We start from the raw sequence: 10,286 nt of genomic DNA, 5'->3' as shown, positions 1-10,286 counted from the left end.
GTACATGGCCACGCTCTCGGCCGTGCGTTGGGATCCCACGATGAAGGCGCACTACCAGCAGCTGCGAGCACGTGGAAAGCTGGGCAAGGTGGCGCTGGTGGCGTGCATGCGGAAGCTGCTCGGGATCGTCAATGCGAGGCGCCGCGACGAGCTGAGGGCCGAGGGCCTGGCACTGGCTTGAGCGGCACGCTTCAAGACAGTTGCTGAATTAAGCCGCGCCGCGAAGCGGTGTCGGCTTGAATGAATTGTTAGGCCTGCCCGCACCGGAGTCCGGGGCCTCATCTATCAGGAACTCTACGGGAATTTCATGGCCACAAGCGCTCTTACGGGGCGGGTACCGCCATTGGGCAACAGCAGCGAGAATCGCCTCGCTGTAGCCAATCGGTTGGCCAGCACTGCGCCCGACCGGCTGCCAATCTGTCGAAACGATACTGGGCGATTCAACACGTCCGGTGCGGCCGATTACGAACGACACTTGGGCCTTTCCGACGAACTCGTTGTGTAACCGAGGTGGCAGCCTCGGAGCGACGATGGACAGAGGAGCAAGCTCAGACGAGCAGCTTGGAATCGGCCCCACACCAGCAGCCGCAGCTGACGAGCTGCAAAGAGATAGGGCTAGCAGGTTGCCGATTGCTCTCATGGCAGGCCTAACGCCAGAATTAAGCCGTGCCGCGAAGCGGCATCGGCTTGAATGAATTGTTAGGGCTCAAGCTCAGCCAGCCGAGCTCGCACCTTTTCCGAATCAATGTACTTTCGGACAGCTGCGCCATTTTTGCAGAGCAGCGCCCACGTACTTACGGCACCGATCAGGGCTCCGGCGAAAACGGCCCCAAGGAGGGAGACGACTCGCGGGATATCTAGAAGATGAGGATTCTGGAATAGCCACATTGCAATGACGGTTAGGGTAGCGAAAGAGACGGCGTTCAGCGCAAAAGCCTGCCATGACCACCTTCTCACCGTTGCCTCGTCAAGTGCCTCGAGGATCTGCTTCAGCAGCTTTCGTTCTTCAGCTTCAGTCACGATGATGTGTCTCTTGAGGCCTAACGCCAGAATTAAGCCGCGCCGCGAAGCGGTGTCGGCTTGAATGATTTGTTAGGCCGCGCTACCGGATAGTAAGTGCGGCCGTATGGATGCTGCCAAGGCATCGAGTGTGGCACGATCTGGCGATCCTGGCGGCGACGGGTAAACCTCCAGAAGCCGATCGGACTGCCAGCGTGGGTGAACATGAAAGTGAAGATGCGGCACCTCTTGGCCCGCCGCCTCCCCGTTGGAATTCCACACGCTTATGCCCTGACAGGAAAGCGCACTGGACACGGCACGGGTGACGTCAACTACCGCCGCCATCAAAGCCGCTCCAGTCTCACCATCAAGTTCGCGGATGTCCGCCAAGTGAGCTTTGGGCACCACCAAGATGTGGCCGAGGTGGAACTGCCGTGTGTCGATGAAGGCCACGGTAAGTGCGTCCTCTCTCACAAAGCTGGCCGGCGCGTCCTTGGCAACGATCTCGCAGAATATGCATCCGTTCGCCACAGCTCTCTCCGAGCGGCCTAACACCAGAATTAAGCCGTGCCGCGAAGCGGCATCGGCTTGAATGAATCGTTAGGCCGCACAGCCGTTAGCTCGACAGCCTTTCCCACGTAACCTCCAGCTTACTCTTGGCCCGCCGATGCCACCACTTAATCAATGCTTGGTGCCTCGGATCAATGCGGCCTTTGAGAAGGCTGCAATCCTGGATGCAGAAGGATGCGTCAATGCCCCCGCCCCGGATATGGAAATGAGGAGGTGGGTGATCCTTGGGGTAGATGTAGAGGCTTAGACCATTGACGCGACCGACAAGCTCTTTAATGAAGTAGAGGCTGCCATCCGTCCAGACGTTGTAGCCATTGCTTAAAAGGCACTCAAGAGCAGGCAAGGCATCTTCGACGCTCTTGGCGTCAGTGATTTCCTTCTCCAACTCATCGGGCATCCTTCTCATTGCGGCCTAACACCAGAGTTAAGCCGTGCCGCAGCGGGGCGTGAAGCGCATGGCAAGCTGTATCTGCCATGTGCTTTGCGCCCCGATGTGGCATCGGCTTGAACGACTCGTTAGGCCGCTGCTGCCTAGTCCTTGCGCATGACCAACGCGACAGCCCAACCCTTAAGCCTGACAGTACAACAAGTCGCAGCTTATGGGAGGGATCCGATTAGGAAGATCCAAGGACGCTGTCCTTCAGGGCAGCGTAGATCGCATTGCCTCCAAGCACCGTAAGCAGAACGCCGCCGATATAACCCCAGACGGGCTCTACAGTCGGAAACAGCGCGGCATAGATACCGATGCCAATCAACAGCAATCCGAACAACGCCGCGAAGATTCGCTCTGCCGATCTCACTGGGCAACTCCACCTTGTCGCGAACGTCAACGGCGGCCTAACACTCAAGTTAAGCCGCGCCGCAGCACTTGGCTCCTAGTCGCCGGAGCCGCGGACTGCTATGCGCCACTGACTGGACTCTCCTACTCAACGCACTTGAACTCAATACTTCCTCCGCCCATCTTCAAAGCATGTCCCTCATTCTCCTGGCGTTCGAGAAGTACAAATCGCAGCCCCTGATCAGTGCAAGTAGCCGAACCCTCCTCAATCAACGAACCCATGTCGGCGCTGTTAGCAACGCCAAACGGGCTTGGCTTCGCTTTAGTGGTCATGATGTAGGTGTTTTCGCCAGTACTAATTGCTCGCGATACTGTGTTCCCGCATGCGGAAACAGCCAGAACACTTGCGCATAGGACGAAGATAGCTCGGAACTTCATTCTGCTTCCCCTGTTAGGTGATGAGAGTGTGTATCAAACCACAAGTTGCGATAAGACTTCTGTGCGGCCTAACGCCAGAGTTAAGGTGAGACGCGTAGTTGAACGAAGCACATGGCAAGCTTTACCTGCCATGTGATTTGCGTAACGAAGCAGCTGGCTTGAACGACTCGTTAGGCCGCCGCTGCCGCACCCGCGCCGAACTCGCTGCAGCCCAAACCCAGGGAAATGCAGTCTGGCATCCGTTGTCGAAGCGCACTGGCGCGCAATTGCACCACCGCAACACAACACGAGTACCAGCAACAGCACCAGCAACCGCCTCAAGCTACAGGAAAGAGCGTCATGCAGACGGAGATGACGGGAAGCTCCTTAGGGAATTGTTAGGTGCGTGATCCTTGCCTCGCATGGAGTAAACCTCACATCTGCTCAGAATCCGCAAGGCTTGGCGCCCTGCATGGTAAGTGCACGCTCATATAGGTTGTCCAGAGCGGTGAATCGGCGGGTGCCTGATAGCGAAAAAAGTGATCAACAGTCGGGCAGCGAATAACGCCCGATCCCGCGCCCGCTTTTGGTTGGTCCAGCACAGAAATCAATGGTGCGTCCTGCATTGATTCAAGCGAAAGGCCCGACGCAGCGACTGTGGCCGCACCAATAGTATTGAAGTCGCGAGATTGGGCCATTAGTTCGTTTGACGTATCCCAATCTCCAGCCTTGGCTGCAGCAACGGAATCACGACCTGCTGAAATGGTGGCAGAAGTCGTCGCCACCGCCGATACAACAGACAGAACGCTAATCCATTTGCGTGCCCGGGCAAGACTTTCTTCCGTTTTGGGTGAAAAGATAAACCTAAAATAGAGCACCTGCTCAGCGAACTTGGACAAGCTTTGTTTCGCCGCTATGTCATCGTTGTAACTGTTGCAAAAGCGCTCGTGCAATTCGTGTGTGCCGGCCTCCCACGCAACCTTGTAGTTTGATAGGAATAAATTCTGATTAGCCGCAAAAGCTTCGTCTTTCTTAGCATACCTCCTGGATTCAGTCGCATTATTAAAATGTCTGAGGAAGCGCTCCGACTGCTTCTGATCTCGGACTAATCCCGCCGCCGCGCAGTTCTCCGTGGCAAAGTTCGTTTGCGCGATATAGAGAGCATAAGCCGGTGTCGGCTCGCCGTAGAATAAGCCGAGGTCCTTTGCTTCCACAGAACTGTTGGAAAGTAGTAAGAAAATAGCTAGAGCGGCAGGTAACTTCATATTGAAGGTAGTCCTAGTGGAGAATTTTTCGAAAGCCATCACCCGTGGTGACCTACCGCCCTGCTCGCCGAGCGGTTACTAGGTGTCGCAAGGTGCATAGCTTCGTGAACGCACCTAACACCAGAGTCAAGCCGTGCCGCGAAGCGGCATCGGCTTGAATGATTCGTTAGGCGCGTGCCTAGACACTGCTAAGTACGGCCGAACGTTGCTGCTCGTACTCCGCATCCGTGATCAGATCCTTCGACCGCAGCGAAGCGAGCTCTTGGAGCCGAGCTTCCGCAGACGGCTGTGGGGAGGCTGAGACAAGAACCGTCGATCTCGACGGTGCTGCAGGTTTTCTGGCCACTCGAACGATCAGCCAGATGACGAGGCCAATGCCAACCGGAATCGAAAGAGTGATGAGCACGATGATCCAGTGCCAGATGCTAAAGCTGCCCATGTGTTTCTCCCCATTCTTGTACAGTCCAGATCAAGCGCCTAACACCGAAGTTAAGCCGAGACGCGTAGTGGAGCAAAGCACATGGCAAGCTGTACCTGCCATGTGCTTTGCGCAACGAAGCGGCTTCGGCTTGAACGCATTGTTAGGCCTCATCCGCGGGCTTGCGGTACAAAACTGCGCCAGATTCTGGGGCAATGAGAAGCGCGACCTTATCCGTCGTGAAGAAGTCCACGGTGTGCGGGACGCTTGGTCCTGGGGAGATGTTGGTGGTGATGTGATCACTCGCAGCTCCCATGTCTCGACCCCAAGCGATGTTGTGGATCACGATCTTTTTTCCGTCAGTCAGGGCCGCCTCTGTAAGGCTGCCGCAGCGACCTTGGAGCAAGGTTGATACGTGATCCGCAAGTTCGCTTGTCATGAGGCCTAACGCCAGAGTTAAGCCGAGACGCGTAGTGGAGCGAAACACATGGCAAGCTTTACCTGCCATGTGTTTTGCGTAACGAAGCGGCTTCGGCTTGAACGACTTGTTAGGCCGCCGCACGCCGAACTTGCGCCCGACCTTGCGACAGCCCAACCCTTGAGCCGAACAGTACAACAAGTCTGGCCGAGCAGCCTGAGGCTTTCAGTTGTCCGGGCCGAAGCCGAAGCCAGCGGCCCGCGCGGCCAAGAACTCCCACCGCGCACTGCCCGAAGCCGCCCGGCAGGTCGAATCTTGCGAAGAGTTGCGCCTGTCCGAAGCCGAGGTGCTGCAGCGCAGCCTGCCGATGCCTGCACCGCGCGTACGAGGTGCAAACGCTGCGGATAAGCGAGGCGCTACAAATTGCCTGGAACCCGGCAACAACAGTGCGGGAAACAAGGCCTAACGCTAAGTCGGCCCCATTCTTGGGGCGGTAAAAGGGATAGTCGCTGCTGCGTGGAATCAGGTCAACAGCGAAAAGCGGCATGTAATCAAGGAGCTACAAGCGTGTGCCGGGTCGCGGGGCAGGGACTCCGGTCTGGACTATCAGTCACTGGCGAGGAGATAAATTTTTACCGCCGCCTTTCGGCTCGGTATAGCGGTCAACCTGAGGCCCAACCTAAGTAAACCCCTCTTTCGGGCCGGTATAGGCCCGATCAGAGCCTCAAAAATGAGGCGGTAACGAATACCGCTTCATTTTTCCCGGTATGCACGGCGCACGCGATGCTGCCGCGAGCCGCGACGATCACCCGCTCTTACCGCCGAACGTCCAGCAGCTCCACCTCGAACACCAGCGAAGCCTGCGGCGGAATCACCTTGCCTGCTCCCCTTGCGCCGTAGCCGAGGTCGGCCGGAATGTGCAGTTCGCGCGTGCCGCCCACGTGCATGCCGGCCACGCCCTCATCCCAGCCCCGGATCACGCGGCCGCTGCCCAGCATGAAGACGAACGGCTGGCCGCGGTCGAGGGAGCTGTCGAACCTGGTGCCGCGCCTGTCGGGGGCGGCCTGGTCGTAGAGCCAGCCGGTGTAGTGCACGCTGACCTCGTCGCCGGCGGCGGCCACCTGGCCTTCGCCCACCCGCATATCGATGCGCTGCAGTTCGGCGACGTCGCCGCCGGTATAGGGCGGGGGCTGGCTGCAGGCGGTGGCCAGGAGCAGGACAAGGAGGGTGGCGGCAAGGCAGGCGGCGCGGGTGGACATTCAGGGGGCTCCGGAGGCGATACGGAAGGCTGGCCCGGCGATCGTAGCGCCGGACTGCGTGGTTTTGGCCGATAGTGGTCGCCAGCCGCGTGTATGCATCGGCAAGGGGAGGAACAGGGGGCCGCCCGGCGCAACTGCGTGTTTCGCGGTGTACCGCGTCATTCCGCGTTTTCGATTCCTGACCGGAGATTTCAGCAATGAACCAGCGCAACAGGTTGTCCCTCATGCTCGGCGTTGCCGCCAGTGGCCTTGTGATGGCCGCCTCGGCCCAGGCCGCCACCTACGTGGTTGCCGCCAACGGCAACGGACTCAGTGCTCAGCAGCAGCAATCGATCAGTGCGGCGGGAGGGCGCATCACCGCGCACCTGCCGCAGATCGGCGTGGCCATCGTGGAGTCGGATGCGGCCGGGTTCGCCGCGGCGGCGAGCGCGATTCCCGGGCTGGCGTCGGTGACTGCGGACGTCAGGCTGCAGTTCGACATTCCGGACCACCTGTCCATCACCGACGGCGAGATCGGACCGGACTACGCCAATCCGCCCGGCTCGGGCGACAACGATGTCCGCTTCGAGTTGCAGTGGGGCGCCAAGGCGATCGACTTCGCAGGGGCCTGGAACGCCGGTTGGCGCGGCGACGGCGCGACCATCGCGGTGCTCGACTCGGGTATCGCCTGCCTGCACCCGGACATCGCCCCGAACCTTGACCTCGCCAGTTCGACCTCGTTCGTGCCAGGCGAGGGCGTGTGCCGGGCGCTGGTCGGCGGGTTCAACCACGGCACCCACGTGGCCGGCATCGCCGCCGCGCCCGACAACGGCATCGGCACGATCGGCGTGGCGCCCGAGGCCCGGATCATCGCGGTCAAGGTGCTGTCCGAATTCACCGGCAGCGGCGACTTCGCCGGCATCATCCAGGGCATCGTGCACGCCACCGACGCGGGCGCGAACGTGATCAACATGAGCCTGGGCGTGCAGGGCGGCCTGCCGGTCGGTGGCGCCGAGATCGCCGCCCTGGTCAACGCGACCAAGCGGGCGACACAGTACGCGCGCAAGCAGGGCGTGCTGGTGGTGGCCTCCGCGGGCAACGACGCCCGCGACATGGACCACGACGCCAACGTGATGCCCTTCCCGGCCGGGCTGCCGGGCGTGCTGGCGGTGTCGGCAACGGCCCCCGACGCCTGGGGCCTGGACCTCGCAGGCGCTGACCTGGACCTGCCGGCGAGCTACACCAACTACGGGCGTTCCGAGGTCGGCCTGGCCGCACCGGGCGGCGACTTCGACTCCGAAGTGGAGAGCCTGTGCATTGTCGGCGGCGTTGCAAACCCGTGCTGGGTGTTCGACGGCGTGTTCGCGCCGGGCGGCTACGCCATCCAGGGTGGCCAGGTGTTTGCCAGCTACTCGTGGGCGGGCGGAACCAGCATGGCCGCGCCGCACGTGTCGGGCGTCGCGGCGCTGGTGTATGGCAAGTACCCGGGGATCAAGCCGGCCCAGGTCGAGTCGATCCTGCGCCGCACCGCCGATGACCTTGGCCAGCCGGGCAACGACCCGTTCTATGGCGCGGGACGGGTGAACGCGGCGGCGGCTGTCGCCAACTGACGATGGCGGGCACGCGGGCGGCAGGTCCGCCCGCGTGTTGTCGGCCGGAACACGCCGGCCGGTGCCACGGTCAGGGTCGGCAGGATGGCGGGGAGGGGCGGGGTGGATGGGCCTCAGCGCTTCAGCGCCGCGCCGGGCACGTCCAGCTCCACCGACAGCGCCAGGTGATCCGAGAACGCCGCCGGAAACGCCTGCATGTCGCGGCAGCCCAGGGTGTCGCTGACCAGGATGTGGTCGATCGCCTTCTGCGGCTTCCAGCTCGGGAAAGTGTGCACCATGCACGACGGTGGCTCGAGCCGCGTCTGCCGGAACAGGGCCTGCATTTCGGGACGGTCGACCGTGCAATTGAAGTCGCCCATCAGCACGGCGTGCGGGGTGTCGGACAGCAGCTCGCCGATGAAGGAGAGCTGCGAGGCCCGCGACTGCGCGCCCAGTGAGAGGTGGGCCACTGCGATGGTCAGGCCTTCGTCGCCTTCGCCGAAGCGCGCCACCAGCACGCCGCGGCCGGAGATGCGGCCGGGCAGGGCGTGCACGGTGATCTCGAGCGGCTCGAACTTGCTCAGCAGGCCGTTGGCGCTGGAAGCGAACTGGCCCACGCGGCGGTTGGGCTGGTGGGTCCAGTAGTCGAAGCCGCCGCGTTCGGCCAGGTAGTGGGTCTGGTTGGTGAAGCCGGAGCGCCAGCTGCCCGGGTCGGCCTCCTGCAGGCCGACGATGTCGTGGCGCCCGGCCAGCTTGGCGATGGCGTCGAGCATGCCGCGCTTGTTGCCGGCGGGCAGCACGTGCGACCAGCTGCGGGTGGCGTAGTCGCTGTAGCGGCGGGTGCTGGAGCCGGCCTGGATGTTGGCGCTGAGCAGCTTCAGCCGCTGCGGCGCGGTGTCCGTGTCGACAGCGGCCGCAGGGATGGGCGCAGGCACGATCACCTGCGCCGCAGTGTTGGCGTCAGTGCGAGCCACCGGCCTGGGCGGCTGCGCGCTCGCGCGCGACCAACTGGTCGGTGATGCGCAGGATGTCCTCCAGGCTGCGGCCGCGCACCTTGTACTTGCCGTTCACCACCACGGTGGGCGTGGCGTCGATGCCGCTGCGGATGATGAACTGCTTGGTGCGCGCGATCTGCGCGTTCACCGCGAAGCTGTCGATGGTGCCGCGGAGCTGGCCGGCGTCGGCGCCGTGCTTGCCCATGAAGGCGATGATGTCGTCGGCGCTGGCGTTCGGGCGCAGGCTGCGCTCGATGTGCATGGCGTTGAACAGCGGCGTGTGCACGCTGTCGATCACGCCGATGGACTCGGCGGCGAAGTAGGCCTTCGGGAAGTTGTCCTGCTCGTAGAACACGGCCGGCAGCATGGTGAAGCGCACGTCGGCGGGCAGGCGGCGCTTCCAGGCGTTCACCAGCGGGTCGAAGGCCGCGCAGTGGCCGCAGGAGTAGGCGAACACTTCGACCACCTCGACCTTGCCCTCCAGCGGGGCGAAGGGCTGGCCGCCGGGGATCTCGACGTAATCGGTGCCGGGCACCAGGGCCGGGCCCTGCTGTGCGGCCTGCGCGGCGGAGGCCACGGCGGCTTCGGCGGCGGGATCCTGGGCGGCCGCTGCGGGCTCGCCTTCGGCCGCGGCGTCGGTGGTGGGCTGTGCGGCGTCGGTCGCGGTGGCATCGGCCGCCGGTTCGTCGGCGATCGCGGCATCGGCGGCCGGAGCCGGGGCTTCGGTCTGCGGCGCGGGGGCCGGCGCGGTGTCGGCAGGCGTGGTCTCGCCGCCGCAGGCGACGAGCAGCAGGCTCAACATCAGGGGGGCGAACAGCAGGCGTTGGGTCATGGCTTGGACTCGTGTAGTGCGGAAGTTCCGGGATCGTTGTGGCCCGCGGTGCGCTCGCGCGCGACCAGCAGGTCGGTGATGCGGAGCATGTCGCCGAAGTTGCGGCCGATCACGCGGTAGCGGCCGTTGACGATGATCGACGGTGTGCCCTGAACGCCGGCGGCGAGGACGAACGCACGCGAAGCCTCCATGCGCGCATCGACCTCGGGCGAACGCATCGCCAGGGCCACCGCGGCCCGGTCAAGGCCGAAGCCCGCGTAGAGCGTGGCGAACTCGTCCACGGACGCGCCGCGCGACGGCAGCGACTGCCTGGTGTGGATGGCGGGGTAGGTGGGTTCATGCGTGCGTGCCAGCGCGCCCAGCGACTCCGCGGCGAAATATGCGCGGGCGTAGGCGTCGCTGTGCGTGAACGCCGCAGGCAGGTAGCGGAAGGCGACATCGGCGGGCAGCTTGCGCTGCCAGGCCGAGAGCTGCGGCTGGAAGTCGTTGCAGACGTGGCACCAGTAGGCGAACACCTCCACCACTTCGACCTTGCCCGGCTCGGCGGCCAGCGGCTGGCCGCCGGCGATGGCGACGAAGTCGCGGCCCTCGACCAGACCGTCGGCGGCGCGCGCAGACCCCGGGGCAAGCAGCGCGCAGGCGGCGAGCGCCAGGGCGAACAGGGCGGGGAACAGGCGCTGGGTCATCGGCTCGGGTCCTCGAAAAAGAAAGCGCCGGCACAGGTATCTGGCCGGCGCTGCGATTCACATATTGTGAATGCCATCGAC

At 63.1% G+C, this 10,286-nt stretch carries 10 protein-coding genes and 1 pseudogene; 3 read left to right on the top strand and 8 right to left on the bottom strand.

Annotated features, from left to right (window positions below; genetic code table 11):
• Window positions 1-181 (top strand): annotated as a pseudogene (locus E2169_RS12855) (hypothetical protein); the annotation flags it as partial.
• Between the two features lie 518 nt (window positions 182-699).
• Here the strand turns inward: E2169_RS12855 and E2169_RS12850 are convergent.
• From E2169_RS12850 to E2169_RS12835, 4 genes are all read right to left on the bottom strand, one after another.
• Window positions 700-1,020: a hypothetical protein gene (locus tag E2169_RS12850; protein WP_132987014.1), complete on the bottom strand. Its 321-nt coding sequence runs from the start codon at window positions 1,018-1,020 to the stop codon at window positions 700-702.
• 72 nt (window positions 1,021-1,092) lie between these two features.
• Window positions 1,093-1,530, bottom strand: a complete 438-nt coding sequence (locus E2169_RS14670; protein ID WP_165942424.1) for an HIT family protein — start codon at window positions 1,528-1,530, stop codon at window positions 1,093-1,095.
• An 85-nt stretch (window positions 1,531-1,615) separates the two neighbouring features.
• Window positions 1,616-1,966, bottom strand: coding sequence for a DUF4160 domain-containing protein (locus tag E2169_RS12840; protein ID WP_165942423.1), 351 nt, complete (start codon window positions 1,964-1,966; stop codon window positions 1,616-1,618).
• Window positions 1,967-3,198: 1,232 nt separating this feature from the next.
• Window positions 3,199-4,029: a hypothetical protein gene (locus tag E2169_RS12835; RefSeq protein ID WP_132987012.1), complete on the bottom strand. Its 831-nt coding sequence runs from the start codon at window positions 4,027-4,029 to the stop codon at window positions 3,199-3,201.
• Window positions 4,030-4,427: 398 nt separating this feature from the next.
• Here E2169_RS12835 and E2169_RS14285 point away from each other — a divergent pair, with 398 nt between their 5' ends.
• Window positions 4,428-4,859: a hypothetical protein gene (locus tag E2169_RS14285; RefSeq protein WP_165942422.1), complete on the top strand. Its 432-nt coding sequence runs from the start codon at window positions 4,428-4,430 to the stop codon at window positions 4,857-4,859.
• An 821-nt stretch (window positions 4,860-5,680) separates the two neighbouring features.
• Here E2169_RS14285 and E2169_RS12825 read toward each other — a convergent pair.
• Window positions 5,681-6,124: an FKBP-type peptidyl-prolyl cis-trans isomerase gene (locus tag E2169_RS12825; RefSeq protein WP_132987010.1), complete on the bottom strand. Its 444-nt coding sequence runs from the start codon at window positions 6,122-6,124 to the stop codon at window positions 5,681-5,683.
• Window positions 6,125-6,321: 197 nt separating this feature from the next.
• Between E2169_RS12825 and E2169_RS12820 the strand changes: the two genes are divergently transcribed.
• Window positions 6,322-7,713, top strand: a complete 1,392-nt coding sequence (locus E2169_RS12820) for a S8 family serine peptidase (protein ID WP_132987009.1) — start codon at window positions 6,322-6,324, stop codon at window positions 7,711-7,713.
• A gap of 113 nt (window positions 7,714-7,826) precedes the next feature.
• Here the strand turns inward: E2169_RS12820 and E2169_RS12815 are convergent, their stop codons facing one another.
• Genes E2169_RS12815 through E2169_RS12805 form a run of 3 tightly spaced genes read right to left on the bottom strand, consistent with a single transcriptional unit; the run spans window position 7,827 to window position 10,205 of the window.
• Window positions 7,827-8,627 carry an endonuclease/exonuclease/phosphatase family protein gene (locus E2169_RS12815; RefSeq protein ID WP_229659173.1) on the bottom strand — a complete coding sequence of 267 codons (801 nt, stop codon included), beginning with the start codon at window positions 8,625-8,627 and terminating at the stop codon, window positions 7,827-7,829.
• 25 nt (window positions 8,628-8,652) lie between these two features.
• Window positions 8,653-9,519, bottom strand: coding sequence for a thiol:disulfide interchange protein DsbA/DsbL (locus E2169_RS12810; protein WP_132987008.1), 867 nt, complete (start codon window positions 9,517-9,519; stop codon window positions 8,653-8,655).
• Window positions 9,516-10,205 carry a thiol:disulfide interchange protein DsbA/DsbL gene (locus E2169_RS12805; RefSeq protein ID WP_132987007.1) on the bottom strand — a complete coding sequence of 230 codons (690 nt, stop codon included), beginning with the start codon at window positions 10,203-10,205 and terminating at the stop codon, window positions 9,516-9,518. Before E2169_RS12805 ends, E2169_RS12810 begins: the two co-directional genes overlap by 4 nt.
• Window positions 10,206-10,286 lie beyond the last annotated feature (81 nt).

This window comes from Luteimonas terricola, assembly GCF_004352845.1.
Classification (GTDB): Bacteria; Pseudomonadota; Gammaproteobacteria; order Xanthomonadales; family Xanthomonadaceae; genus Luteimonas; species Luteimonas terricola.
This window is presented reverse-complemented; position numbering and strand designations above follow the sequence as displayed.